We start from the raw sequence: 24,112 nt of genomic DNA on the forward strand, positions 1-24,112 counted from the left end.
GCTCATTCTTCACAAAAGTTTAAGCATAAAGAATCCCGGATAACCCTAGCTTGTTGGGGACGGCGGGAGGGGCTTGGCCGGTCAGTGGAAGCGTAGTACATCGGCGCCTTGGCGTCCGCCACGAACTCGCCCTCGGGCTCCGGCGCAGCCGATTCATCCACGTCGGACTTGCGGTAGAACGTGTTGTCGTCGTCGGCGGCTAGTTCTTGGACAACACCACCCGCACATCGCCGCGTCCAAGCGCCTGAGCCAGCCCGGCCGGATCATCCACGCGGCCGAGACGAGTGTATGAGTAGGGTGAATCGAAGGTCGTGTAGAAGACGACCACGGTGCGCGAGCCCCACAGCAGGAGGTCGCCGGTGCGGATGGTTTCCGGCTGGAACGTGGCGGCAGGCAGCGCCTGGGGCAGTTCCTTCTTCTTCTCGTTGCCGTTGAGTTCTTCCATGTCCAGCGTCAGCGGCAATCGGGCGGCCAATGCGCGGGCGGCCTCGGTGTCGGCCAGGGTGATGGCGAAGCGGCGCTCGCCGACGGTCATCCACATGCGTGATTCCTCCGAATTGCTAGTGGCCTGTGTGGCGTCCGGCGCAGCAGGACCGGCCGCCTGGGCGGTATGGCCGCCACTCAGTGCAAGGAGAAGCAGCGGCAGCCCGAGCAGCCACGTGGTCCGCGCGCGCCAGGAATGGCGACGGCTTGCCGCTCCCATCGCAACACTCATGCGGCCTGCATCAGCATCAAAGGTTCTGGTAGCCATGGGTTCTCCTTGCAACACGGACAGGGATCAGGCCCCTTGCCGCGCCTGCGCGCGCGAGGTCTGAAAAGTCAGGAAGGCGGCAAGCAGCAACACCACCGCGCTGGCGATGAACGTGCTCTGATAACCGCTGGCATCGAACAGCACGCCGCCGACGGTCGAACCCAGCGCGATGGAAAACTGGATGACCGCCACCATCAGGCCGCCGCCGGCCTCGGCGTCGTGCGGCATGGCCTGCGCAATCCAGCTCCACCAGCCCACTGGCGTGGCCGTCGCCATCAGGCCCCACAGGCCCAGCAGCACAGCCACGGGAAGCACCCAGGCACCCGCCGGGATCAGCGCCACGGCGATCACCGCCATGAGGGTCGGGATGGTGATGAGCGGGCCGTACAGGCCCCGCTTGAGGATCGTGCCGATGACCGCGGTGCCGATGAAGCCCGCCACGCCGATCACCAGCAGCAGCAGCGACAGCGTGGACACGCTGACGTGCGTCACCGTTTCGAGGAAGGGGCGCAGGTAGGTGAACAGCGCGAACTGGCCCATGAAGAAGGCCCCGCACCCGGCCATGCCGTAGGCGACGGTGCGGCTCTTGAGCACCTTGAAGACGTTGCCGGAGCCGGGAGCGCGTGCTTGCGTCTTCATGGCGGGCAAGGCGAACCATTGCCAGGCCAATGTGATCAGCGCCACGGGCACCAGCGCGAAGAACGCACCGCGCCATCCGATGATGGCCCCCAACCAGGCGCCCAGCGGCGCGGCGATCACCGTCGCCAGCGCGTTGCCGCCATTGAAGATCGCCAGGGCCTTGGGTACGTCACGGGAGGGCACCAGGCGGATCGCAATGGCCGCCGACATCGACCAGAAGCCGCCGATCACCACTCCGATGAGCGCGCGCCCGATCATGTAGATCAGGTAGTTCGGCGCCATCGCGACGATGGCGCCGGAAACGCCCATCAGGACGGTCAGAGCCAGCAGCAGCTTCTTGCGGTCCATGGTGCCGGCCAGGGACGAGATCGACAGGCTGGTCAGTACCGCGAAGGCGCCGGAGATGGCGATGCCCTGGCCGGCCATCCCTTCGGTGATGCGCAGGTCGCCGGCGATCGGCGTCAGCAGGCTCACGGGCATGAATTCGGAGGCCACGAGTGCGAACACGCACAGGGACAAGGCGAAGACGCCGCTCCAGTAGGCGGGCTGGTCTTCAGTTTCGGTTTGTGCCCCGACCGGAGCGTCAGATGTGTTGGGCGTCATGAATTCTTTGTTCTGTCCCGAGGCTCATAGGAAATCGCCACGCGCATCCGTTGGACGGGCATGGCGACGTAAATAGCAGTCGCTAGTCAAAGGGCCGGTCGCCCTCCGGTCCTTGCCGTGGGATTGCGGCAGCCGCCTTCCCACGGAGGCCGATGGCGCACCATCCGCCTCGTCCTTGATGATTCAACCGGCCAAGCGGTGCGCTCAGGCCAGGTGCTGCTTGAAGAACGCCGTCAGCTTGTCGAACGGGATCTTGTCCATCTGGTCGTACAGATCGACGTGGCTGGCACCCGGGATGATCATGAGTTCCTTCGGCTCGGCCGCCGCCGCGTAGGCGGTTTCGCTGAAGTAGCGCGAGTGCGCCTTCTCGCCGTGGACGAACAGGACCGGGCGCGGCGAGATTTCCCTGATATAGCTCAGAATCGGCGCGTTCATGAACGACAGCGGATTGGTCTGCGTCCACGCATTGCCGGAATTGACTGCACGAGGGTGATAGCCCCGCGGAGTCATGTAGTAGTCGTGGTAGTCCACCATAAACTGAGGAGCACTGTCGGGAAGATCTTTGTTGTAGGGTGGCTGGTAAGCAGGCTTGCCATTTTCCGCATCCTGCCAACGCTGACGGCTCAGTTGTTCCAGCGTTTTCGTGCGCTGCTCAAGGGTCACACTGTCGTTGTAGCCTCGGGCACTGACGCGCGAGATGTCGTACATGGTGCTGGCCATCACCGCCTTGATGCGCTTGTCTGCGGCAGCGGCATTCAGAACGAACCCGCCCCAGCCGCAGATGCCGATGGCGCCGATGCGTTCGCGGTCAACAATGGGCAACTGGCCTAGATAGTCTACCGCCGCACTGAAGTCCTCGGTGCTGATGTCCGGTGAGGTGACATTGCGTGGCTCGCCACTGCTTTCGCCTGTATAAGACGGATCGAAAGCCAGCGTGAGGAAGCCGCGTTCGGCCATCGTTTGCGCGTACAGGCCAGATGATTGCTCTTTTACTGCCCCGAACGGGCCCCCGACGGCCAGCGCCGCGAGCTTGCCGGTAGAGCCCTTGGGTTGATACAGGTCGCCCGCCAGGGTGATGCCGTAGCGGTTCTTGAAGGTGACCTTCTTGTGATCCACCTTGTCGCTCTTAGGGAAGGTCTTGTCCCACTTTTCGGTGAGGGTCAGGCGCGTCCGCGCGGCGGCCGGGCCTGTGGCGACTGCTCCCACGCCGAGGGCGGCGATCCCGGTGGCCGTCATCTTCAGCACGTTGCGGCGGCCGACGTTGGCGGTGTATTTCTGGGCGATAGTGGCACCAACTTCATTGTTCTTCTCCATGGTGAAAATCCTTTCCTGCGAATTGGGTTGATTGAGCGTGATTGAAGGCGTCACACGGATTGCCCGCCATCGACGACGAGGTTGGAGCCGATCGAGAATGCGCCCCCCTCCGAGCACTGCCAGAGCACCGTCGCGGCCAGTTCCTTGGGGCTGCCCACCACGGCGACGTTGGCGCCGGCCTTGGCAAAGGCAAGTGCGGCGGCGCAGCCGATGCCCGTTCCGCCGCCAATGACGAAGGCGACCTTGCGCGAGAAATCGAATTGAATCGCCATGCGAACTCCTTCAGTCTTGGTCGAAAGACGTGGAAGGAGAGCGCTTCAACTCGTGCAGGTGCCAGTGAGCGCGGATGCCCTCGGCACAGACCGTCCATCGGTATGTGGCAAATTTTCCCGCCTCTCGCGCGCCGCGACTAGCTAATTAATACTTAAAAGGGCTATTAGTTGCACTAATAAAAAAGCCGTGCGAAACTGAAAATATGGTCAGAAGAAACCTCAACGATCTGCTCTCGTTTGTCACGATCGCGCGTGAAGGCAGCTTCACGCGCGCCGCCGCGCTGCTGGGCGTGACGCAATCGGCGCTGAGCCAGGCCATCAGTGGTCTGGAAGCACGGCTGGAAATTCGCCTGCTCACGCGGACCACGCGCAGCGTGTCGCCTACGGCGGCCGGGGAACGGCTGCTACAGGCGATCGGGCACCGCTTCGATGAGATCGAGGCGGAACTGGACGAGTTGTCGGAGCTGCGCGACAAGCCAACCGGCACGGTACGGATTACCTGTGGCGACCATGTGCTCAAGACCACGCTACTGCCGAAGGTCGCGCCACTGCTGCACAAGTACCCGGACGTCAAGGTGGAGTTCGACGTGAACTACGGGTTCCGGGACATCGTGGCCGACCGCTTCGATGCGGGCGTGCGCTTGGGCGACACCATCGACAAGGACATGATCGCGGTGCCGATCGGCCCGAAACTGCGCATGGCGGCGGTCGCCGCGCCGGACTACTTCGCCAAGCGTCCGAAGCCCAAGAGGCCGGAGGACCTGACGAAGCACAGTTGCATCAACCTGCGCTTTCCCACGCATGGCGGGCTATACGTCTGGGAGTTCGGACGCAAGGGCAAGGAGCTGAACGTCCGGGTCGAGGGACAGGTCACGCTCAACAGCACCCCGCACATCGTGCAGGCGGCGCTGGAGGGACTGGGCATTGCCTTTCTCCCGGAGCTGGAATTCACCCCCCACATCGAGGAAGGGCGGCTCGTGCGCGTGCTGGACGACTGGTGCGCGCCATTCGAGGGCTACTACCTCTATTACCCGAGCCGGCGACAACCATCACCCGCGTTCGCTTTGGTGCTCGACGCGCTGCGCTCGCAGGAGGCAACCGTAAAGAAGCGGCGATAGCGCCGGCCCATTTTCTGAAACAGAAGGAACCGGATGAAGTTCTCTGCTCGATACATCGCAGCCTTTCTTGCTGCCGTCGTGGCGACTGGTGCCATTGTCAGCCTTGTCCAGACTCAAATCGTCCTCGGCCAGCTCGTCGAGTTCGACGCCCCGGTGACTGCCTCGCTCCGCGCCTGGACCACGCTGGAAGACCTGGCGAGATTCGGGCCGGTCATGGTCGCCATCGCGATCGCCGCGCTGTTGCCTGCGGTCTTGGTGGGGCATGGGGCTATGCGGGCGGTGCCGCCTGCCTGGCGCGCGGCGATCTTCGCCGCCGCGTCCGTTGGCGGCCTGTGGATTGCGTTCTGGCTGATGCGCTCGGTGATTCCCATGCCCGCGATCCCTGGCACACGGGGACCACTCGGCCATTTGCTGATGTCGCTGACAGGGATCGTCGGTGGCCTGCTCTATACCCGCCTGACCTCGCCGGCACACCGAGAGCAACAAGCTGAGGCTCGCCTTTCATGGCGTTATGCCACGATGGCAGCGGCACTCGTTATTGTCCCCGCGGTGAGCTTTTTCGCCATGGCGCCGGGGGCTGGCGACAAGCCCGATGGCGTCGATCCTGCCAGTTACACGGTCCAGACCGTCTTCACCGGATTGAACCGGCCCTGGTCCATGGCGTTCCTGCCGGACGGCCGCACGCTGGTCACCGAAATGGGGGGACGCCTGCGCGCCATCGCGGCCGATGGCACGTCCTTGGATATTGCACTGGAAGGGCTCCCGCCCATCTTTCAGCAAGGCGGCGTCATCGGGCTGATGGAAGTCGCGCTGGACCCGCAGTTCGAGCAGAACGGTTGGCTCTACCTGACGATGGGTTACGGCGAAGCGGGCGCGAACGGCACGCGCTTGGTGCGGGTCAGGCTTGCGGGCGACAAGATCGAGGACGTGCGCGTGCTGTTCAGTTCGACGTTGAAGCCGCGCGCGGGCAACAACGGAGGACGCATCGCGTTTCTCGGCGACGGCACGCTGGTCCTCTCACTGGGAGACGGCAGCGCGCGGCGCGAGGAAGCGCAGAACCCCGCGAACCACCTGGGCACCGTGGTGCGGCTGGACCGCGAGGGTAAGCCGCCGGCGGACAACCCATTCATGCAGCAGCCCGGCACCGCTCCCGAGATCTACAGCCTGGGGCACCGCAACGCACAGGGCATCGCGGTCGATCCGACAACGGGCGACCTGCTGGTCACCGAGCACGGCGCGCGCGGGGGCGATGAGATCAACCGCATCGTGCCGGGCGGCAACTACGGATGGCCGGTCGTCACCGGCGGCATAGACTACCCATTCGCGCGCGTGACACCGTTCCACCGACTGGAGGGGTATCAGGACGCGGTGCTGGAATGGACGCCTTCGATCGCGCCGGCCGGCCTGGCGGTCTATGACGGCGCGCTGTTTCCCGAGTGGCGTGGCGATCTGCTCGTACCGGCGCTCAAGGAGCGCGCGGTGCGCCGGGTGCTGCGTGATGGGCGGCGGATCGTGGGTCAGCAATTGCTGCTGGCGGACTTGAACGAGCGGATGCGAGACCTCAAGGTGGCCCCCGACGGCTCTATCTACATTCTCACCGATGGGATCGACGCCAAGCTCCTGCGGCTGACGCCGCCCTCCCGGAACGGTTGAAGGAATGGCGCTGGTTGGGCCATGGGCGATAGTGATCTGCGTCTCGCTCGCCCCTGGCTAGAGCGGGTGTCAAGTCTAGATGCTCTCTAGCCAAATGGATGCCCCCCGCTGCCGCCCGACCTCCCATGAAACCGCACTGCCGCGTACCGTTGCTGCAATCTGCTGCCCCAGCCTTTGTTCGATCACTGGCTTCCAGGGCACCAGGCTGAACCCCATGCCGTCATCGAGCATCGCATAGCGCCCGATGGCGAGCATGACGCTGCGGCGGCAAATGCCGGCCACGCGCTCCACGATGCAGGTCCGGCGCAGAGCTTCCAGACGCCGGACGTGAGCCGCCACAACTTCTTGCGGGTCGCGGCACGGCACGGCCTGACCCCGAGCCACGACCACGTACATGCCGTCACGGTCTGAAGCCTTTATCTTGGACTTAGGCTTGAGATTGCGCAGTCGGTGTCGGTAAGCATGGAGGTTCTTCTCCTGTTTCGTGACGGCCTTTATCGTCAGGGGCCAGGAGACCTGCTGATGCCGGGAAAGCCGCATAAAACAAGCTTTCCCGAGGAGACCTTTACCGTCAAAGACGCTTTAGGTCTGGATAGTGAACGGGACGGTCTTAATCCGGCCCTCGGTTCTTACCGCCAATTCCACCGCCAACCTGTTCTGCTAGCCAACGATAGCCACCGATAGTCTTCGTGACGTATCTTTTTTAAATCAACACGTTACGTTAGATTTTCGATAGCCTGCGATAGTCCCCGAAGAACCTGATTTCACTCCCACTCAATCGTCGCCGGCGGCTTGCTCGACACGTCGTAAACCACCCGGTTGATCCCGCGGACCTCATTAATAATCCGCGACGACACCCGAGCCAGCAACGGATGCGGCAGCGGCGCCCAGTCGGCGGTCATGAAGTCGAACGTCTGCACGGCGCGCAGCGCCACGACGTATTCATAGGTGCGACCGTCGCCCATCACGCCGACCGACTTCACCGGCAGGAATACGGCGAACGCCTGCGAGGTCAGCTCGTACCAGGTCAGGCCGCTGGCCTCGTCCTTGGTGTTGCGCAGTTCTTCGATGAAGATCGCGTCGGCGCGGCGCAGCAGTTCGGCATATTCATGCTTCACTTCGCCCAGGATGCGCACGCCCAGGCCGGGGCCGGGGAACGGGTGGCGGTAGACCATCTGCGGCGGCAGGCCCAGGGCGACGCCCAGTTCGCGGACTTCGTCCTTGAAGAGTTCGCGCAGGGGTTCAAGCAGTTGCAGGTTCAGCGTGTCCGGCAGGCCGCCCACGTTGTGGTGCGACTTGATGGACGTGGCCTTGCCCGTCTTGGCGCCGGCGGATTCGATGACGTCGGGGTAGATGGTGCCCTGGGCCAGCCATTTGGCGCTTTGCTGCTTGCCGGCCTGTTCCTGGAACACTTCGACGAATTCGCGGCCAATGATCTTGCGCTTGGCTTCGGGGTCGGCGACGCCGGCCAGCTTGCCCATGAATTGCGCGGTAGCGTCGACGTGAATGATCTTCACGCCCATGTTTTCGGCGAAGGTCTGCATGACTTGCTTGCCTTCGTCCAGGCGCAGCAGGCCGTGGTCGACGAAGACGCAGGTGAGCTGGTCGCCGATGGCCTTGTGGATCAGCGCGGCAGCCACCGAGGAATCGACGCCGCCGGACAGGCCCAGGATGACTTCGTCGGTGCCGACCTGCTCGCGGATGCGGGCGACGGCTTCAGAGACGTAGTCGGGCATGTTCCAGTCGCCCGTGCATTCGCAGATTTCGTTCACGAAGCGGGCCAGCATGGCCTTGCCCTGGACGGTGTGCGTGACTTCGGGGTGGAACTGGACGGCGTAGAAGCGGCGGTCTTCGTCGGCCATGCCGGCGATGGGGCAGGACGGCGTGGACGCCATCAGCTTGAAGCCCGGGGGCAGTTCGGTGACCTTGTCGCCGTGGCTCATCCAGACCTTGAGCATGCCGTGGCCTTCGGGCGTGCTGAAGTCTTCCAGGCCTTCCAGCAGCTTGGTGTGGCCGTGGGCGCGGACCTCGGCGTAGCCGAATTCGCGGTGGTCGGAGAAGCTGACCACGCCGCCCAGCTGTTGCGCCATGGACTGCATGCCGTAGCAGATGCCCAGCACGGGCACGCCCAGCTCGAACACGGCGTGCGGGACGCGCATGGAGCCTTCTTCGTAGGCCGAGGCGTGGCTGCCGGACAGGATGATGCCCTTCAGGCCTTGCGCCATCTGTTCGCGCACGAAGGCGTCGTCGACGTCGCCAGGGTGGACTTCGGAATAGACGCCGGCCTCGCGGACGCGGCGGGCGATCAGCTGCGTGACTTGCGAACCGTAGTCAAGGATAAGAATGCGCTGGTGCATGGAGACTCTACCCGTTGTAAATAAAACCGCACCGGCAGACCCGCTGATCGTTGCGGTTCTGCCGGTGCGTGATGCATGACATTGTAGTTGACTGTGCGGATCAGTCGGCGCGGTAGTTGGGCGCTTCCTTGGTGATCTGCACGTCGTGCACGTGGGACTCGCGTACGCCCGCGGAGGTGATTTCCACGAATTCGGTCTTGGTGCGCATGTCGTCGATGGTGGCGGCGCCGCAGTAGCCCATGGAGGCGCGGATGCCGCCGACCAGTTGGTAAATGATGGCCAGCACGCTGCCCTTGTAGGGGACGCGGCCTTCGATGCCTTCGGGGACCAGCTTGTCGGCGTTGTTGGCCGGGTCCTGGAAGTAGCGGTCGGCCGAGCCTTCCGTCATGGCGCCCAGGCTGCCCATGCCACGGTACGACTTGTACGACCGGCCTTGGAACAGCACGACTTCGCCGGGTGCTTCTTCGGTGCCGGCGAACATGCCGCCCATCATGCACGCGAACGCGCCGGCGGCCAGCGCCTTGGCGACGTCGCCCGAGTAGCGGATGCCGCCGTCGGCGATGAGCGGAACGCCCGTGCCTTCCAGCGCCTTGGCGACTTCCGAGATGGCATGAATTTGCGGCACGCCCACGCCAGCCACGATGCGCGTGGTGCAGATGGAGCCGGGGCCGATGCCGACCTTCACGCCGTCTGCGCCGTATTCAACCAGCGCGCGCGCGGCGGCGGCGGTGGCGATGTTGCCGCCGATGACTTCAACCTTGGGGTAGTTCTGCTTGACCCAGCGCACGCCTTCCAGCACGCCCTTGGAATGGCCGTGCGCGGTGTCGACGATCAGGACGTCGACGCCTGCGGCGACCAGCTTTTCCACGCGCTCTTCGGTGTTGCCGCCCACGCCCACCGCCGCGCCAACGCGCAGCTGGCCTTGGGCGTCCTTGCTGGCCATCGGGTGTTCGGTGTTCTTAACGATGTCCTTGACGGTGGCCAGGCCACGCAGTTCAAAGCCGTCGTTCACGATCAGCACGCGCTCCAGGCGGTGCTTGTGCATCAGGGCCTGCGCTTCATCGAGCGTGGCGCCTTCCTTCATGGTGACCAGGCGTTCCTGCGGCGTCATGATGTTGCGCAGGGGCTGGTCCAGGTTCTCTTCGAAGCGCAGGTCGCGGTTGGTGACGATGCCAACCAGCTTGCGGCCTTCGACGACCGGCAGGCCCGAGATGCCATGCTGGCGCTGCAACGCAATGGCGTCGCGCACTTTCATCTGGGGGGTGACGGTGACCGGATCGATCACGATGCCGAATTCGTGGCGCTTGACGCGAGCCACTTCACGCGCTTGGGCGTCGGCGGAAAGATTCTTGTGGATGATCCCGATGCCGCCTTCCTGCGCCATGGCGATGGCCAGACGCGATTCGGTGACGGTGTCCATGGCGGCGGACACGAGGGGGATATTCAGGCTGATGTTGCGAGTCAGGCGCGTGGCCAGGGAGGTGTCGCGCGGCAACACCTCGGAATACGCAGGCACCAACAACACATCGTCGAAGGTGAGCGCTTTTTGAACGAGACGCATGGGTAACTCCGGGCGCAAAGCAAGATTATACGCCGTCAGCATGTTTTGACTAGGTGTTCACCCTAGGTTTAAGACGGATATTTATCGTCTCCACATCGTCGGCCTCGGACCCGAAATAATTTTACCCGGATCATATTGACAGAGATTTTTACCTGGATAATAATCCATTCGTGAAAATTACCCGGATATAAAAAGGAGCCATCATGACCTCCGCCCTTCCAACCGATCCCCACACCGCCTTTGAAGGCAACCGCATTCTGGCGGCGGGCCCGCTGGCCGACGTTGCGCTGGCGGTCAAGCACGCCATGGCGGCGCGTGGGGACGACACGATTATTGTGTTCCAGGATGCCTCCGGCAAGCAGGTGGACCTGGACCTGAGCGGCAACGAGGCGCAGATCATCGCGCGCCACGCGCCGGCGGACACCCCCGATTCCGTCGACCAGGACAAGGACACCGAACCGGCCGCCGCCCCCCGCGGCCGCGGCCGGCCGAAACTGGGCGTGGTGCCGCGCGAAGTGACCCTGCTGCCGCGCCACTGGGACTGGCTGGCCGCGCAGCCTGGCGGCGCGTCGGTGGCGCTGCGTAAGCTGGTGGAACAGGCGCGGCGCGACAACGAGGCGCAGGATGCGCGGCGCCAGCGCCAGGAAGCCGCCTACCGCTTCATGTCCAGCATGGCGGGCAACCTGCCGGGTTTCGAGGAAGCGACGCGCGCCCTCTACGCCGACGACCGCGAAGGCTACGCGCGGCAGGTCGCGCAGTGGCCGCAGGACGTGCGCGGGTACGCGATGAGCCTGGCGTGGGGTGCGGCGGGACAGTCCGACGCCGCGTGAGCCGGCTGGCCCGCCGCGAGCGCGCCTGCTTGCGGCGGGTTCCGTATGGCGCAGACATGGCGCCAATGAGCGCGCTAGCTGTTGCATTTGATCCCAATTGATCCCTGGAGAATCGTCGGGACCGGGCGTAACGTGAAAAACGCGGCATATGCCGCGTTGCCTTCGCAGGTACGCATCATGACGCCCAACACTCCCCGCACCGACCCTCGCCATGCGGCGCCCGCCTCCACGCCCGACACGCATGCGCCGCCGCATGCGGACAAAGAGCGCGCGAAATCCGATCATCAGCACGAAGAGGCCCGGCGCAAGGCGCTGGTGGGCTCGCAGCACAAGGAGAACACCCGCAGCGTGGCCGCGCCGCGCTATCACGGGCACCGGGGCGGCTGACGGCCCGTTTTCCACGCGCTTCCCGCGCGCAGTCCGCCCACGATTCCCTTCGGGTTCGACCGGTTTCGACCTTGAACCCGCGGGCGGACGCGGATGCCTGAAACGCCCGCGCGGACCGTCAAACCGGATTTATGAGGTATGTTCCTGAAACTACCGACGGATCCCCGTGATGCAGTCCGACGAAAACTACCTACTCTACGACGGCGATTGCCCCTTCTGCTCGAACTACGTGCGGATGATGCGCTTGCGCAAGGCGGCCGGCCCCATTGCCATGCTGAACATGCGCGACCATCCCGACCTGGCCGCCCGGCACAAGGCGCAGGGCTATGACCTGAACCAGGGCATGCTGCTGCACCTGGACGGACGGGATTACTGGGGCGCGGACTGCATCCATCGGCTGGCCCTGCTCAGCACCGGCAACGGTCTGTTCAACCGCGTGAACGCCGCCATCTTCAGCAGCGCCTGCCTGTCCGAGGCGCTGTACCCGTTCATGCGCACCGGCCGCAATCTGACGCTGACGCTGCTGGGCAAAAAGAAAATGCCCTGATGCGCGGCTCGCTTGGAGCGCGCGGCATGGGCCGGTCATGCGCCTGTTTTCCTTCAATCTGGAATTGACCTGATGATCTACATCGCTGGCGCCTTGCTGTTGGCGCTTATGTTGGGTGCTGTTGTCTATCGGCGCATGCAGCGCAGGGACGGCGACTCTGCCCGCGCCATCGGCCGCGACCTGCTCGCCGGGGCCGCCATCTTCGCGTTCGCGGGGCCGCCCGTGGCCATTCTTGTCATTGCCGTGAGCATGGCGATCGCCAGCTGGAGCGCGGACAGCCTGATGCTCGCCATCTTCGGGCTGCCCTGGTCTTACATCTTTGGCATCGTGCCGGCCCTGTTTTGCGGGATGACCGCCGGCGCCCTCAAACCGGTCGCGCCGTCCAGGTTGGCGGTGGCGCGCATGGGCGTCGTCGGCGCGGTCTATGCCTTTGCCTTCCTGCTGACGTTCGGCGGGCGCGACCTGACTTGGTCGTCGACGGTGTTTCCCCTGTACATGGGCGCCCTGCCCGGCGCCATCGCCGCGATGGTCTGCGCCCGGCTGCTGTATGGCAAAAAGGCGCAAGCGGGCACAAACGCCCCGGCTACGGCGCCGGCCGATTTGCAGGCGGGCGACGACGCGGCCGCAGCGGGTAAGCCGAACGAGCACTAGCGGGGCGGGCGCGGCCGCGCTACTGTCGTCCTGAACGCAGGGGGACCGACATGCAGGCCAAGCGCATGACCACACGCGATTTCGTGCCGTTGCCCCGCCGGATTCCGGGCCTGCCGGCATGGCTGTTGCTGCTTGCGGGCGCGGCCGCCTACGCCGACACGCCGCGCCCGATCCGGCCCGACCTGGCCCCCGCCGCCTCCGAATCGCCCGCGCAGCCGCGGGATTTGCACGGCGCCCTGATCGTGTCCTCGAACTACCGCTATTACGCGTCGATTCTGTACGGCTCGGAATCGGATGCGCGCCGCAGCGCGCTTGCCGCCTGCCGGGAAAGCGAGCCGGACGCCACGTGCAAGACCTACAGCAGCTTCAAGAACCGGTGCATTGCGGTGGCCGGGAATGGCCCGCACCATTTCGTGGCGACAGGCAAGGAAGGCTGGGACTTGCGGCAAACCCGGGATGTCAGCCTGCGGCTATGCAAGGAGAAGACCGGTTCGTCCTGCAAGCTGCTGATCAGCGCGTGCTCGACCCAGGCGCAAAAGGACGAAGACCAGAAGAGCAAAAACCTGCACGCCGGCGCGGTCCCGCGGGCGGCGGCACGCCGCCAATAGGCCGCCGGGTCTTCACGCCCGCTTGCCGGACACGGGAATGCCGGGCTCTCGCACCTTCGCCACGCGCTGCAGGAACGCATCCAGCGCCGGATTGTCATGTTGCGCATGCCAGGCCAGATACATGTCCGCGTAAAGATTGCGCTGGCCGATCGGCCGGAATTCCACCCCGTCAAAACGCAACTCGCGCGCCGAGTCCGGCACGATGCCCACGCCCAGGCCGGCGCGCACCAGGGCCAGCAGCGTATGCGTCTGGCCGGCGCGCTGCACGTACTGCGGCTGCACATCCGCCAGGCCGAAGGCGCCCACGATGCGGTCGTAGAAGTACTTGCCTTCCCTGGGCGAATACAGCACGAACGGCTGCCCTTGCAGCAAGCGCAGGGGCACCGTGGCGTGTTCGCACAATGGCGATCCGGCTGGCAGCGCCAGCACCAGCGGTTCCCGCTCGACCAGGCGCGACTCGATGCCGGCCTGCTGGGGCACGCTGCGCGCCAGGATGGCGTCCAGTTCGCGCGCCAGCAGCAGGCGGCTCAGGTCGGTGGTCACGGTTTCGCGCAGCTGGATCTCGACGCCCCCGAGCAATTTGCGCGCCTGCATGATCATCGACGGCATCAGACGGTATGCGGCCACGGCGGTGAATCCCAGCGTGATGTGCCCGGCTTCGCCCCCCGATGTGCGGCGCGCGGTGGCGGCGGCCTGCGCCGAAAATTCGAGCAGGTGCCGCGCATCGCGCAGGAAGCGCCGGCCCGCGGCGCTCAGCAGCACCTGCCGGCTGTTGCGCTCGAACAGGATCACGCCCAGGTCCTGTTCCAACAGCTGAATCTGGCGCGACAGCGGCGGCTGCGTCATGCACAGGCGTTCCGCGGCGCGGCCGAAATGCAGTTCTTCGGCCACTGCGATGAAACATTCAAGCTGGCGGAATTCCATCCATTCAATCCTTGAATTGATCAATGCTATTTATAGCTCGAACGGCTATCCATGGACAGGCCTCCCTATACTCGGATCAAAGGCCGGAAACTGGCCGGACCGCGCATCAGGAGATTTGCCCGCAGCACCTTTTTTCGCGGCTAGCGCCGCTTTCAACGCCAAAAAGAGAACATCCATGGAGACAAAGAAAACCGCCCGGATCCGCGTCCGGCTCATCGCCGCGGCGCTGGCCCTGACCGCCTCCGCGGCCTTGCCAGGCGCCGCCAGCGCCGCGGGATATCCGGAACGCCCGATCAATCTCATCGTCCCCTTCTCGCCAGGCGGAGGCACCGACATCTCGGCGCGCCTGCTGGCCGCGGCCTTGGGCGAAAAATTCTCGTCGTCGGTGGTGGTGGACAACCGGCCCGGTGCGGGCGGGCAGATCGCGGCCGACCTGGTGGCGCGCTCCCAACCCGACGGCTATACGCTGCTGTTCGCCAACTCCGGCATGCTGGCCATCAACCCGTGGATCTACAAGCTGCATTCGGACCCGGTCAAGGCCTTTGCGCCCGTCTCCCTGTTCTCGGACCTGCCGTTCGTCCTGGTGGTCCCGGCCAGCCTGCCCGCCAAGAACGTCGCGGAACTGGTCACGCTGACCAAGTCCCAGCCCGGCAAGCATACGTTTGCCAGCTCGGGCACCGGCGGCGCGCCGCACCTGTCCGGCGAGATCTTCCAGCAGGCCACCGGCGTGGATCTGGTGCATGTGCCCTACAAGGGCGGCGGCCCCGCCATGACCGACCTGATGGCGGGCCGCGTCGACATGCTGTTCGCGTCGGTGCTGGAAACCATGCCCTACGTCACGGCCGGCAAGCTGCGCGCGCTGGCGGTCACGGGCGCCACGCGCTCGCCCGCCATGCCGGACGTGCCCACCATTGATGAAGCCGGTGTGAAAAACGCGCAGAGCGGGTCGTGGACGGCCGTCCTGGCCCCCGCGGGCACGCCGCAGGCCGTGATCGACAAACTGTCGGAGGCGATCCGCGCGGTCGCGGCCGACCCCGCCGTCAAGGCCAAGCTGGAATCGCAGGGCGCGGTGGCGCATGGCTCCACGCCGAAAGAACTGCAGGATCTGGCCGCCAGCGAACGCGAACGCTATGGGCAGATAATCAAGTCGCGCAACATCCAGACCAACTGACCTCAGTCTTGGCCCGCCTTCGCGGGCCATTCCTTCTTTTCTTATTAGATAAGCCGTATCCATGACTGCATCCCTACCCGCTACCGCCGCCGACCTGCTGATGGTCGGCCCCCTGCTGCCCGAACTGGTGGCCGACCTGGAATCGCGCTATCGCGTCCACCGCCTGTGGGAGGCCCAGGACCCGGCGGCGCTGCTGCGCGAACACGGCGCCGCCATCCGCGGCATCGCCACCAGCGGCCGCTTCGGCGCGGACAAGGAATTGATCAATGCCCTGCCCGCCCTGGAAGGCATCTTCAGTTTTGGCGTGGGGTACGACACCATCGACGTGGCCGCCGCCAAGGCGCGCAATGTCGTGGTCACCAACACGCCGGGCGTGCTGGACGCCTGCGTGGCCGACACCGCGCTGGCGCTGATGCTTGCCGTGTCCCGCCGAATCGCCGAAGCCGACCGCTTCGTGCGCGCGGGCCGCTGGCCCGGCGAAGGATTCGGCCTGGGCACACGCATGAGCGGCAAGCGCTGCGGCATCGTCGGCCTGGGCAACATCGGCCTGCAGATCGCCCGGCGCGCCCAGGCGTTCGACATGGACATCCTGTACACCAACCGCAAGCCCCGCCCCGACGCGCCGGCGGATTACCGCTATTGCCCGGACATCGTGGACCTGGCCCGGCAATGCGATTACCTGGTGCTGGCCGTGCCGGGCGGCAGCGCCACGCGGCACATGGTGAATGCGCAGGTGTTGGACGCGCTGGGTCCCGACGGCTGGCTGATCAATATCGCGCGCGGCACGGTCGTGGACGAAACGGCGCTGGTCGCGGCCTTGCAGCACAAGCGCATTGCCGGCGCGGGCCTGGACGTGTTCGAACACGAGCCCGCCACGCCCCCCGAACTGAATGACATGGAAAACGTGGTGATGCTGCCGCACATCGCCAGCGGCACTCACGAAACGCGTCGGGCCATGGCGGATCTGGTGCGCGAGAACCTGGACGGCTGGTTCAGCCAGGGGCAGGTGCGCACCCGCGTGGTGTGACCTGCGCCGCTGATGCCGGGCTGCGCGATCTTGCGCAGGGGCGCCGTCAGGCCGCCCGCTCGCCCTTGTCCGTGGATGGCGCAGCCGCCGGGGTGCTGCGGTCGCAGCGCGTCCATCCCGCAGTTGGGTCGCGCTTGTCCCGCAGGTAATCCCAATTCGCGCCGCATTCAGCGCACGTAAAGACTTCATGCGTCGCGCGGCGGCGGGCCAAATGCAGGGCGCGCACCTCTCCCAGGCTGATCAGGTTGGCGTGCCCTGGCGCGCCGGCCTGATTCGGAACGATAGCCGCGCAGTCTTCGCATAGCGTCATGCCTCCTCCCTTTCATTTTGCTTTCGCACATGTTACGGAGGAAGCCGCGTTTGAAGCTCAACAATTCTCACATTAAGTAGTTTGGCGTTACTTTTAGCCGGGAGCGGCGGGCGACTTGGCGAAACTACTGATGCTCCCGCGCCGGACTTAACGGAATATACTGTATGAATAAACAGTGTTTTCCGCCATGCCGTTCAAAACTCCCCTCTCCCACGCCGACCTGCGCATCATCCGGGAACGCCAGCCCTGGAACGCCGATGTGATTTCCCTGCTCTGGGAGGTCAAGCGGCTGCGGTCCGTGCTGCTGCGCGCCTACCAGCTCTCTGGCGACTTCAAGCGTCCGGCCGGCATCACCGGTGAACTCTACGACCAGTTCATGCAAGACCTGCACGCCGAACCCTGCGTGCAGGAACGCGACGACATGACCGCGTCGCTGATGGAAACACCCGACAAGCTGCGCAAGGGCATGGCGCCCCGCTAGCGCTGGAACCTGGGCGCATCCGGGAGTATCGTCAAGACGCAGCCCTGGCCCGCAATCGGAGGCGTCCCATGCCTGATATGCCCAATATAGAAATAGAGGCCGGCTCGTCCCAGATGGGCAACCTGGTGCAATTCCTGCTGTGGATCGCGGCGCGGCCGCGCACCTATGCCGAAACCATGGAAGCGTGGCGGACCAACTGCCCGCGGCTTTCGGCGTGGGAAGACGCCACCGCCAACGGACTGATCGACATGACGCACAAGGACAGCAGCGTGCGCGGAGAAGCCGTCATCGTGCTGACGGCAAAAGGGCGGGCGTTGCTGGCGTCCAAATAGGAAAGCCGAATTTGCCGACCGGATCCATTCGCTGATCCCGACTGGCTTGCCACGCGCCGCATAAGCGCCCTTGATCTAAGCGCTTGAAATAACTCGAAGTTATGAATTTCCCTAAGGAAAACCCCATTAGGGAATTTGCTTATGCGCTTTAATTATTTGCAAAGCGCATACTTCGACAGCCAGAATTCGTCCTTGGCATAAATCAATACCAATGGAACTTCGTCAACTCGAGGCCTTTGCGGCCGTCATGTCCACGGGCAGCGTCACCGCTGCCGGACGGCTGCTTGGACGCTCGCAGCCCGCGATCAGCCGGTTGCTGCAGGAACTGGAGGCCGAGATCGGCTATCCCCTGTTCGCGCGCAGCGGCCCCCGCGTGACGCCCACCGAACAGGGCTTTTTGCTGTATGACGACGTTGAACGCGCGCTGACCAGCCTGCAGCAGATCCGCGGCCGCGCCGACGAGATCGCCCGCGGCCAGGCCCAGCCGCTGCTGATGGCCGCCACCTCCGCGCTCGCCGCCGGCCTGGTGCCGGACGCCCTCAAACGGATCGAAGACCGCATCGGCGCTGCGCGCGTACAGCTGCGCAGCGCATCGCCGGAACGCGTGGTGCATGCGGTGCTGTCCGGCGCCGCGCAACTGGGCGCGACCAGCCTGCCGCTGGAGCATCGCGGCCTGACGGTGCATTGGATCGGACAGGCCCCCTGTGTGGTCGCCCTGCCCGAAGACGATCCGGTGGCGCAACAAGCCGTGGTGCCGGTGTCGGCCCTGGCCGGACGCCGCCTCATCACCATGGCCAACCCCTACCGGTTGCGCCGCCGCCTGGACGCCGCGCTGGCGGCCAACGGCCAGACGCTGGGCACGCTGGAAACCAATTCGTCCATCAACGCCCTGGCCGCGGTCCGCGCCGGCCTGGGCGTGTCGGTGCTGGAACCCATCACGGCCTACGGCGCGCCGATGGCTGGCGTGGCGATCCGGCCCATCGACCTGGACATCCCCTTCTTTTTTGGGGTCATCACCCCGCAGTCGCAAACGCTGACGCCGGCCTGCCAGGCCATGGCGGACGCGCTGGCCGAAGCTGCCGCAGCCCTGCTGCCGACCTTCGCGCTGCACGACGCCTGCGAGCATTCGGCGCTATTGCAGTCGATCTACGGCGATGACGCCCCTGTTATGGAAACCCCCGCAATATGAATCAGCACTTAGCCACCCCGCCGCAAGGCCTGGCCGCCCTGGAAGCGCGCCTGCGGCAAGACCTGTCCTGGCTGGAAATCCCCGCCAAGAACTGGGTGACGCCCCGGCTGGTCGATGGCCGGCAGGTGCTGGACGTGGCCATCATCGGCGGCGGCATGGCGGGCCTGGCGGCCGCGGCTTCGTTGAAACACCTGGGCATCGAGGCGCCGATCTTTGATCAGGCGCCCGAAGGCTATGAAGGCCCCTGGGCCACCACGGCCCGCATGGAAACGCTGCGCTCGCCCAAGCAGTTGACGGGCCCCGCGCTCGGCCTGCCGGCGCTGACCTTCCGCGCCTGGTTCGAGGCGCAGTTCGGGTCCGAGGCCTGGGAAGCGCTGGATAAGATCCCGCGCCTGCAATGGATGGATTACCTGCGCTGGTACCGCCGCGTGCTGGACCTGGACGTGCGCAACGAACACCGCATCCTGTCCGTGCAGCCGCGCGCCGACCAGCTGGTGCAGCTGGACATCGAATCGCCCGCCGGCCGCAACACCGTGCTGGCCCGCCGCGTGGTGCTGGCCACCGGCCGCGACGGCCTGGGCGGCGCCTATGTGCCTGATTTTGCGAAGAAGCTGCCGCGCGACCGCTGGGCGCATTCGTCCGACGTGCTGGACTACAACACGCTGGCCGGCAAGCGCGTCGGCGTGGTCGGCGCGGGCGCATCCGCCATGGACAGCGCCGCAACCGCGCTGGAAGCCGGCGCCGCCAGCGTCGACCTGCTGATCCGCCGCAACGACATCCCCCGCATCAACAAGGGCAAGGGCGCCGGCAATCCCGGCCTGACCCACGGCCACCTGACCCTGCCCGACGAATGGAAGTGGAAGATCCGCCACTACATCAACGCCGCGCAGGTGCCGCCGCCGCGCGGCAGCACGCTGCGCGTGTCTCGCCATCCGAACGCCTTCTTCAACCTGGGCTGTGGCGTGCTGGACCTGGCGCTGGTCGGCGACGACATTCACGTCACCACGCCCAAGGGCGTGTTCGTGCTGGACTTCCTGATCTTCTCCACGGGTTTCCGCATCGACTGGACCGTGCGTCCGGAATTCGCGCCGCTGGCGCCCCACGTGCGCGCCTGGGGCGACCGCTACACGCCGGCCGCCGGCCAGGAAGACCAGGAACTGCATGACTCGCCCGACCTGGGCGCGGTGTTCGAACTGCAGGAAAAGGTCCCCGGCGCCTGCCCGGGCCTGGACCGCGTGCACTGCTTCTCGTACCCCGCCGCGCTGACGCAGGGCACGATCTCGGGCGACATCCCCGCCATCAGCGAAGGCGCCAAGCGCCTGGCGCAAGGCATCGCCGGCCTCTTCTACCGCGAAGACGTCCAGACGCATTACGCCAACATGGAAGCCTTTGCCGAACCCGAAGTGTTCGGCGACGAATGGACCCCGGCTCCGGCCCCGCAGGCGGAGACCGCGCAATGACCGCATGGCTGCTACGCCGCGTGGCGCAGGCCGCCGTGGTCGTGTTCCTGATGACGCTGATCGTCTTCGTGGGACTGCACGCCATCGGCAACCCCGTGGACATCCTGATCGGCCAGGACGTGGACCAGGTGGACCGCGCCCGCATCATCGCCGAACTCGGCCTGGACAAACCCCTGTGGCAACAGTACTTGGCCTTCCTGAACGGCGCCCTGCACGGCAACCTGGGCAACAGCTTCGTCTACAACATCCCCGCCGTGGAGCTGGTGATCCAGCGCCTGCCGGCCACGCTTGAACTGGCCATCACCGCCCTGACCTTCGCCGTCATCATCGGCTTGCCGCTGGGCCTGATCGCCGGGCTGTATCCCGACAGCCGCTTCTCCAAGATGATCATGGCGGGCAGCATCGTCGGCTTCTCGCTGCCCACCTTCTGGGTAGCACTGATGCTGATCATGACGTTCAGCGTGTCGCTGGGCTGGCTGCCAGCCAGCGGCCGCGGCCAGACGGTGGAATTCCTGGGCTTCCAGTGGTCGTGGCTGACGGCCGACGGCTGGCGCCACCTGATCCTGCCGGCGCTGAACCTGTCGCTCTTCAAGATCTCGCTGGTGATTCGCCTAACCCGCGCCGGCGTGCGCGACGTGATGCCGCTGGACTTCGTGAAGTTCGCGCGGGCCAAGGGCCTGTCGCCCTTCCGCGTGGTCTGCGTGCACGTGCTGCGCAACACCATGATCCCGCTGGTGACGGTGCTGGGCCTGGAACTGGGCTCGACCATCGCCTTCGCCGTCATCACCGAGAGCATCTTCGCCTGGCCCGGCGCCGGCAAGCTGATCCTGGACAGCCTGAACGCGCTGGACCGCCCCGTGATCGTGGCCTACCTGATCGTGGTCGTGTTCCTGTTCGTGACGCTGAACCTGATCGTCGACATTCTGTACAAAGTGCTGGACCCCCGGGTGCGGCTGGAGGCCACGGCATGAGTTCCGTATCCAATACCGCGCAGGCGCCCGTCCTGCGCCGCGAGTCGCCGTGGCGCCGCAACCTGGCCGAGTTCCTGTCTTCCAAGACGGCCGTACTGGGCCTGGTCGTGGCCACGCTGCTGATCCTGGCCGCCGTGCTGGCGCCGTGGATCTCGCCGCAGAACCCCTATGACCTGCTGCAGATCGACGTGCTGGACTCGCGCCTGCCGCCGGGCAGCATGAACGGCCTGGACACCTTCCACTACTGGCTGGGCACCGACGGCCAGGGCCGCGACCTGCTGTCGGGCATCCTGTACGGCTTGCGCATCAGCCTGATGGTGGGCGTGGGGTCGGCGCTGATCGCCGGCGTCATCGGCACGTTGCTGGGCCTGCTGGCCGCCTATGCCGGCGGCAAGGTCGACGCCTTCATCATGCGCCTGGTGGACCTGATCCTGTCGTTCCCGTCGATCCTGGTGGCCATGATGATCCTGGCCTACCTGGGCAAGGGCGTGGGCAACGTGGTGCTGACGCTGGTGATCCTGGAATGGGCCTACTACGCCCGCACCGCGCGCGGCCAGGCCCTGGTCGAACGCCGCCGCGAATACGTCGAAGCCGCCCGCTGCCTGGACATTCCCAACTGGCGGATCATGCTCAAGCACATCCTGCCCAACTGCCTGCCGCCGCTGATCGTCATCGGCACGCTGCAGATTGCGCGCGCCATCACGCTGGAAGCCACGCTGAGCTTCCTGGGCCTGGGCGTGCCCGTGACCGAGCCGTCGCTGGGCCTGCTGATCTCCAACGGCTTCCAATACATGCTGTCCGGCGAATACTGGATCAGCTTCTACCCCGGCATCGCGCTGCTCATCACCATCGTGGCGATCAACCTGGTGGGCGACCGCCTGCGCGACGTGCTGAACCCGAGGACCCACAAATGACCGACCGCTCCGCCTCGGCTGGCGCGCCGGCCACGCTAGAAGTGCGCAACCTGCGCACGCAGTTCCACACCCGCGCGGGCGTGCTGCCCGCCGTGGACGACGTTTCTTTCACGCTGGAACGCGGCAAGATCCTGGGTCTGGTCGGCGAGTCCGGCTCGGGCAAGTCCGTTACGGGCTTTTCCATCATGGGCCTGGTCGACGCGCCTGGCCGCATCGCCGGCGGCCAGGTCCTGTTCCAGGGCCGCGACCTGACCAAGCTCGCCCCGCGCGAACTGCGCCGCCTGCAGGGCAACCGCATCGCCATGATCTTCCAGGATCCGATGATGACGCTGAACCCCGTGCTGCGGGTGGATGTGCAGATGATCGAGACGGTGCGCGCCCACAACGGCATGAGCAAGGCTCAAGCCCGCATCCTGGCGCGCGACACCCTGGGCATGATGGGCATCCCCAGCCCCGAAGAGCGCCTGCTGGCCTATCCGCACCAGCTGTCCGGCGGCATGCGCCAGCGCGTGGCCATCGCCATCGCCATGCTGCACCGCCCCGACCTGATCATCGCCGACGAGCCCACCACCGCGCTGGACGTCACCATCCAGGCCCAGATCCTGTCCGAAGTGCAGAAGCTGGCCCAACAGCACGGCACCAGCCTGATCTGGATCACGCACGACCTGTCGGTGGTCGCCGGCCTGGCCGACGACGTGGCCGTCATGTACGCCGGCCGCATCGTCGAACACGGCAAGGTCGACGACGTGCTGGACCGCCCGCAGCATCCGTACACGGTGGGCCTGATCGACAGCCTGCCCAGCAACAATGCCCGCGGCCAGCGCCTGCGCCAGATTCCCGGCATGACGCCCAACCTGCTGCACCTGCCGGCCGGCTGTGCGTTCGCGGCGCGCTGCGCGCGCGCCACCGCCGCCTGCGGCCAGCAACCCGGCATCACCGAAGCCTTACCCGAACACAAAGTGCGCTGCTTCCATCCTTCCATCCAGATCCACAGCCAGGTGGCGGCATGAACGCCGCCGCCAACGCACCCACCCCGCTGATCGACCTGCGCCAGGTCAGCAAGCGCTTCGGCGAACGCAAGATCGGCGCCGCCGGCCGCGCCATGCAGTCGCTAGGCTTGTCCAAGCCGCCCGCTATCACGCGCGCCGTGGACCACGTGGACCTGATCGTGAACCCCGGCGAAGTCGTCGGCCTGGTCGGCGAATCCGGCTGCGGCAAGTCCACGCTGGGCCGCATCGCCGCGGGCCTGCTCACGCCCTCGGGCGGCGAAGTCCGTATCAACGGCGTGCGTCCGGGCGACATGAACGCCGCCCAGGCCCACGCCGCGCGCCTGAAAGTGCAAATGATCTTCCAGGACCCCTACGCCAGCCTCAACCCGCGCCTGCGCGTGGACGAGATCGTCGGAGAAGCGGCCCGCATCCACGGCCTGGTCGGCAACGGCGACTTCGACGACTACGTCAGCGCCCAGCTCGAACGCGCCGGCCTGGACCCGGCCCTGCGCCAGCGCTACCCCCACCAGTTCAGCGGCGGCCAGCGCCAGCGCATCGGCATCGCCCGCGCCCTGGCCGTGCAGCCGTCCATGCTGGTCTGCGACGAGGCCGTGGCCGCGCTGGACGTGTCGATCCAGGCGCAGATCCTGAACCTCTTCATGGACCTGCGCGAAGAACTGAACCTGACATACCTCTTCATCAGCCATGACCTGGGCGTGGTCGAACACCTGTCCGACCGCGTCGTCATCATGTACCTGGGCCGCGTGGTGGAAACGGCGACCGTGGAAGAAGTCTTCCAGCGCCCCAATCACCCCTACACGCAGGCGCTGCTGGCCGAGATCCCCACCCTGAAATCGCGCCACAAGACCTTCACCGCGATCAAGGGCGAGATTCCCAGCCCGCTCAACCCGCCCTCCGGCTGCCATTTCCATCCGCGATGTCCGCATGCGATGCCGCGCTGCAAGACCGAGGTTCCCACCCTGAAGGGAATCGCCATCAACCACCTGAGCGCCTGTCACCTGAACGACATGGCCTGACGATCACTGGCCGCGG

25 protein-coding genes and 1 pseudogene are annotated in these 24,112 nt (G+C 65.8%); 17 read left to right on the forward strand and 9 right to left on the reverse strand.

Features of this window, described 5'->3' with window-relative positions; all coding sequences use genetic code 11:
• Window positions 1–199: 199 nt before the first annotated feature.
• From KYC_RS02240 to KYC_RS02255, 4 genes are all read right to left on the reverse strand, one after another.
• On the reverse strand, window positions 200–541 hold the full coding sequence (locus KYC_RS02240; protein ID WP_008158404.1) for a cyclophilin-like fold protein: 342 nt from the start codon (window positions 539–541) through the stop codon (window positions 200–202).
• Window positions 542–778: 237 nt separating this feature from the next.
• Window positions 779–1,993, reverse strand: coding sequence for an MFS transporter (locus KYC_RS02245; protein ID WP_008158406.1), 1,215 nt, complete (start codon window positions 1,991–1,993; stop codon window positions 779–781).
• A gap of 204 nt (window positions 1,994–2,197) precedes the next feature.
• Window positions 2,198–3,307 carry an alpha/beta hydrolase gene (locus tag KYC_RS02250; protein ID WP_008158408.1) on the reverse strand — a complete coding sequence of 370 codons (1,110 nt, stop codon included), beginning with the start codon at window positions 3,305–3,307 and terminating at the stop codon, window positions 2,198–2,200.
• Window positions 3,308–3,357: 50 nt separating this feature from the next.
• A complete protein-coding gene (locus KYC_RS02255; RefSeq protein WP_008158410.1) occupies window positions 3,358–3,579 on the reverse strand; it encodes an SDR family NAD(P)-dependent oxidoreductase in 222 nt (73 codons plus the stop codon).
• 203 nt (window positions 3,580–3,782) lie between these two features.
• Here KYC_RS02255 and KYC_RS02260 point away from each other — a divergent pair, with 203 nt between their 5' ends.
• Window positions 3,783–4,697: a LysR family transcriptional regulator gene (locus KYC_RS02260; protein ID WP_008158412.1), complete on the forward strand. Its 915-nt coding sequence runs from the start codon at window positions 3,783–3,785 to the stop codon at window positions 4,695–4,697.
• 33 nt (window positions 4,698–4,730) lie between these two features.
• Complete coding sequence (locus KYC_RS02265) at window positions 4,731–6,350, forward strand: PQQ-dependent sugar dehydrogenase (RefSeq protein ID WP_008158414.1); 1,620 nt, start codon at window positions 4,731–4,733, stop codon at window positions 6,348–6,350.
• Between the two features lie 75 nt (window positions 6,351–6,425).
• On the opposite strand, the pseudogene KYC_RS29190 reads toward KYC_RS02265, so the two are convergent.
• The 3 genes and pseudogenes from KYC_RS29190 to guaB form a co-directional block, all read right to left on the reverse strand.
• Window positions 6,426–6,638: pseudogene (locus KYC_RS29190) on the reverse strand (DUF3363 domain-containing protein); the annotation flags it as partial.
• A gap of 476 nt (window positions 6,639–7,114) precedes the next feature.
• A complete protein-coding gene (guaA, locus tag KYC_RS02275; protein ID WP_008158418.1) occupies window positions 7,115–8,707 on the reverse strand; it encodes a glutamine-hydrolyzing GMP synthase in 1,593 nt (530 codons plus the stop codon).
• 100 nt (window positions 8,708–8,807) lie between these two features.
• Window positions 8,808–10,268, reverse strand: coding sequence for an IMP dehydrogenase (gene guaB / locus KYC_RS02280; protein WP_008158424.1), 1,461 nt, complete (start codon window positions 10,266–10,268; stop codon window positions 8,808–8,810).
• 203 nt (window positions 10,269–10,471) lie between these two features.
• On the opposite strand from guaB, the gene KYC_RS02285 reads away from it, so the two are divergent.
• The 5 genes from KYC_RS02285 (at window position 10,472) to KYC_RS02305 (ending at window position 13,291) form a co-directional block, all read left to right on the forward strand.
• A complete protein-coding gene (locus tag KYC_RS02285; protein WP_008158426.1) occupies window positions 10,472–11,098 on the forward strand; it encodes a DUF2239 family protein in 627 nt (208 codons plus the stop codon).
• A 177-nt stretch (window positions 11,099–11,275) separates the two neighbouring features.
• Entirely contained in the window at window positions 11,276–11,485 is a 210-nt protein-coding gene (locus KYC_RS02290) for a hypothetical protein (RefSeq protein ID WP_050814824.1), read from the forward strand.
• 169 nt (window positions 11,486–11,654) lie between these two features.
• Window positions 11,655–12,032, forward strand: coding sequence for a DCC1-like thiol-disulfide oxidoreductase family protein (locus KYC_RS02295; RefSeq protein ID WP_008158429.1), 378 nt, complete (start codon window positions 11,655–11,657; stop codon window positions 12,030–12,032).
• Between the two features lie 12 nt (window positions 12,033–12,044).
• The gene (locus KYC_RS02300; protein ID WP_139026489.1) at window positions 12,045–12,683 is read left to right on the forward strand and encodes a hypothetical protein; all 639 of its coding nucleotides are present in this window, start codon (window positions 12,045–12,047) and stop codon (window positions 12,681–12,683) included.
• A gap of 65 nt (window positions 12,684–12,748) precedes the next feature.
• On the forward strand, window positions 12,749–13,291 hold the full coding sequence (locus KYC_RS02305) for a DUF4189 domain-containing protein (RefSeq protein ID WP_167310230.1): 543 nt from the start codon (window positions 12,749–12,751) through the stop codon (window positions 13,289–13,291).
• Window positions 13,292–13,303: 12 nt separating this feature from the next.
• Here KYC_RS02305 and KYC_RS02310 read toward each other — a convergent pair whose 3' ends face one another.
• Window positions 13,304–14,215 carry a LysR family transcriptional regulator gene (locus tag KYC_RS02310; protein ID WP_008158434.1) on the reverse strand — a complete coding sequence of 304 codons (912 nt, stop codon included), beginning with the start codon at window positions 14,213–14,215 and terminating at the stop codon, window positions 13,304–13,306.
• A 175-nt stretch (window positions 14,216–14,390) separates the two neighbouring features.
• Here KYC_RS02310 and KYC_RS02315 point away from each other — a divergent pair, with 175 nt between their 5' ends.
• Both KYC_RS02315 and KYC_RS02320 read left to right on the forward strand, forming a co-directional pair.
• Window positions 14,391–15,386, forward strand: a complete 996-nt coding sequence (locus tag KYC_RS02315) for a Bug family tripartite tricarboxylate transporter substrate binding protein (protein ID WP_008158435.1) — start codon at window positions 14,391–14,393, stop codon at window positions 15,384–15,386.
• 61 nt (window positions 15,387–15,447) lie between these two features.
• Window positions 15,448–16,413, forward strand: a complete 966-nt coding sequence (locus tag KYC_RS02320; RefSeq protein ID WP_008158437.1) for a 2-hydroxyacid dehydrogenase — start codon at window positions 15,448–15,450, stop codon at window positions 16,411–16,413.
• 46 nt (window positions 16,414–16,459) lie between these two features.
• On the opposite strand, the gene KYC_RS02325 is transcribed toward KYC_RS02320, so the two are convergent.
• On the reverse strand, window positions 16,460–16,723 hold the full coding sequence (locus tag KYC_RS02325) for a hypothetical protein (RefSeq protein ID WP_008158438.1): 264 nt from the start codon (window positions 16,721–16,723) through the stop codon (window positions 16,460–16,462).
• Window positions 16,724–16,910: 187 nt separating this feature from the next.
• Here KYC_RS02325 and KYC_RS02330 point away from each other — a divergent pair, with 187 nt between their 5' ends.
• The 8 genes from KYC_RS02330 (at window position 16,911) to KYC_RS02365 (ending at window position 24,096) form a co-directional block, all read left to right on the forward strand.
• Complete coding sequence (locus KYC_RS02330; RefSeq protein WP_043517355.1) at window positions 16,911–17,204, forward strand: hypothetical protein; 294 nt, start codon at window positions 16,911–16,913, stop codon at window positions 17,202–17,204.
• A 68-nt stretch (window positions 17,205–17,272) separates the two neighbouring features.
• A complete protein-coding gene (locus KYC_RS02335) occupies window positions 17,273–17,536 on the forward strand; it encodes a hypothetical protein (RefSeq protein ID WP_238531876.1) in 264 nt (87 codons plus the stop codon).
• Between the two features lie 211 nt (window positions 17,537–17,747).
• The gene (locus KYC_RS02340) at window positions 17,748–18,725 is read left to right on the forward strand and encodes a LysR family transcriptional regulator (protein ID WP_008158443.1); all 978 of its coding nucleotides are present in this window, start codon (window positions 17,748–17,750) and stop codon (window positions 18,723–18,725) included.
• Window positions 18,722–20,185 (forward strand): flavin-containing monooxygenase, encoded by a 1,464-nt coding sequence (locus tag KYC_RS02345; protein WP_008158445.1) that lies wholly within the window; start codon window positions 18,722–18,724, stop codon window positions 20,183–20,185. Before KYC_RS02340 ends, KYC_RS02345 begins: the two co-directional genes overlap by 4 nt.
• Entirely contained in the window at window positions 20,182–21,156 is a 975-nt protein-coding gene (locus KYC_RS02350; protein WP_008158447.1) for an ABC transporter permease, read from the forward strand. Before KYC_RS02345 ends, KYC_RS02350 begins: the two co-directional genes overlap by 4 nt.
• Window positions 21,153–22,070 carry an ABC transporter permease gene (locus KYC_RS02355; protein ID WP_008158449.1) on the forward strand — a complete coding sequence of 306 codons (918 nt, stop codon included), beginning with the start codon at window positions 21,153–21,155 and terminating at the stop codon, window positions 22,068–22,070. Before KYC_RS02350 ends, KYC_RS02355 begins: the two co-directional genes overlap by 4 nt.
• A complete protein-coding gene (locus KYC_RS02360; RefSeq protein WP_008158451.1) occupies window positions 22,067–23,080 on the forward strand; it encodes an ABC transporter ATP-binding protein in 1,014 nt (337 codons plus the stop codon). The genes KYC_RS02355 and KYC_RS02360 overlap by 4 nt, the downstream gene beginning before the upstream one ends.
• Window positions 23,077–24,096 (forward strand): ABC transporter ATP-binding protein, encoded by a 1,020-nt coding sequence (locus KYC_RS02365; protein ID WP_008158453.1) that lies wholly within the window; start codon window positions 23,077–23,079, stop codon window positions 24,094–24,096. The genes KYC_RS02360 and KYC_RS02365 overlap by 4 nt, the downstream gene beginning before the upstream one ends.
• The last annotated feature ends 16 nt before the right edge of the window (window positions 24,097–24,112 follow it).

The organism is Achromobacter arsenitoxydans SY8, assembly GCF_000236785.1.
GTDB classification, from domain to species: Bacteria; Pseudomonadota; Gammaproteobacteria; order Burkholderiales; family Burkholderiaceae_B; genus Achromobacter; species Achromobacter arsenitoxydans.

What these genes read in the sequence shown, in the direction of transcription:
- KYC_RS02240 (WP_008158404.1), bottom strand. Translation starts at nt 541, where the DNA reads ATGTGGATGACCGTCGGCGAGCGCCGCTTCGCCATCACCCTGGCCGAC.
- KYC_RS02250 (WP_008158408.1), bottom strand. Translation starts at nt 3,307, where the DNA reads ATGGAGAAGAACAATGAAGTTGGTGCCACTATCGCCCAGAAATACACC.
- KYC_RS02285 (WP_008158426.1), top strand. Translation starts at nt 10,472, where the DNA reads ATGACCTCCGCCCTTCCAACCGATCCCCACACCGCCTTTGAAGGCAAC.
- KYC_RS02305 (WP_167310230.1), top strand. Translation starts at nt 12,749, where the DNA reads ATGACCACACGCGATTTCGTGCCGTTGCCCCGCCGGATTCCGGGCCTG.
- KYC_RS02335 (WP_238531876.1), top strand. Translation starts at nt 17,273, where the DNA reads ATGCCTGATATGCCCAATATAGAAATAGAGGCCGGCTCGTCCCAGATG.
- KYC_RS02330 (WP_043517355.1), top strand. Translation starts at nt 16,911, where the DNA reads ATGCCGTTCAAAACTCCCCTCTCCCACGCCGACCTGCGCATCATCCGG.
- KYC_RS02365 (WP_008158453.1), top strand. Translation starts at nt 23,077, where the DNA reads ATGAACGCCGCCGCCAACGCACCCACCCCGCTGATCGACCTGCGCCAG.
- KYC_RS02265 (WP_008158414.1), top strand. Translation starts at nt 4,731, where the DNA reads ATGAAGTTCTCTGCTCGATACATCGCAGCCTTTCTTGCTGCCGTCGTG.
- guaB (WP_008158424.1), bottom strand. Translation starts at nt 10,268, where the DNA reads ATGCGTCTCGTTCAAAAAGCGCTCACCTTCGACGATGTGTTGTTGGTG.
- KYC_RS02340 (WP_008158443.1), top strand. Translation starts at nt 17,748, where the DNA reads ATGGAACTTCGTCAACTCGAGGCCTTTGCGGCCGTCATGTCCACGGGC.
- KYC_RS02355 (WP_008158449.1), top strand. Translation starts at nt 21,153, where the DNA reads ATGAGTTCCGTATCCAATACCGCGCAGGCGCCCGTCCTGCGCCGCGAG.
- KYC_RS02295 (WP_008158429.1), top strand. Translation starts at nt 11,655, where the DNA reads ATGCAGTCCGACGAAAACTACCTACTCTACGACGGCGATTGCCCCTTC.
- KYC_RS02245 (WP_008158406.1), bottom strand. Translation starts at nt 1,993, where the DNA reads ATGACGCCCAACACATCTGACGCTCCGGTCGGGGCACAAACCGAAACT.
- KYC_RS02360 (WP_008158451.1), top strand. Translation starts at nt 22,067, where the DNA reads ATGACCGACCGCTCCGCCTCGGCTGGCGCGCCGGCCACGCTAGAAGTG.
- KYC_RS02350 (WP_008158447.1), top strand. Translation starts at nt 20,182, where the DNA reads ATGACCGCATGGCTGCTACGCCGCGTGGCGCAGGCCGCCGTGGTCGTG.
- KYC_RS02315 (WP_008158435.1), top strand. Translation starts at nt 14,391, where the DNA reads ATGGAGACAAAGAAAACCGCCCGGATCCGCGTCCGGCTCATCGCCGCG.
- KYC_RS02290 (WP_050814824.1), top strand. Translation starts at nt 11,276, where the DNA reads ATGACGCCCAACACTCCCCGCACCGACCCTCGCCATGCGGCGCCCGCC.
- KYC_RS02320 (WP_008158437.1), top strand. Translation starts at nt 15,448, where the DNA reads ATGACTGCATCCCTACCCGCTACCGCCGCCGACCTGCTGATGGTCGGC.
- KYC_RS02260 (WP_008158412.1), top strand. Translation starts at nt 3,783, where the DNA reads ATGGTCAGAAGAAACCTCAACGATCTGCTCTCGTTTGTCACGATCGCG.
- guaA (WP_008158418.1), bottom strand. Translation starts at nt 8,707, where the DNA reads ATGCACCAGCGCATTCTTATCCTTGACTACGGTTCGCAAGTCACGCAG.
- KYC_RS02345 (WP_008158445.1), top strand. Translation starts at nt 18,722, where the DNA reads ATGAATCAGCACTTAGCCACCCCGCCGCAAGGCCTGGCCGCCCTGGAA.
- KYC_RS02325 (WP_008158438.1), bottom strand. Translation starts at nt 16,723, where the DNA reads ATGACGCTATGCGAAGACTGCGCGGCTATCGTTCCGAATCAGGCCGGC.
- KYC_RS02255 (WP_008158410.1), bottom strand. Translation starts at nt 3,579, where the DNA reads ATGGCGATTCAATTCGATTTCTCGCGCAAGGTCGCCTTCGTCATTGGC.
- KYC_RS02310 (WP_008158434.1), bottom strand. Translation starts at nt 14,215, where the DNA reads ATGGAATTCCGCCAGCTTGAATGTTTCATCGCAGTGGCCGAAGAACTG.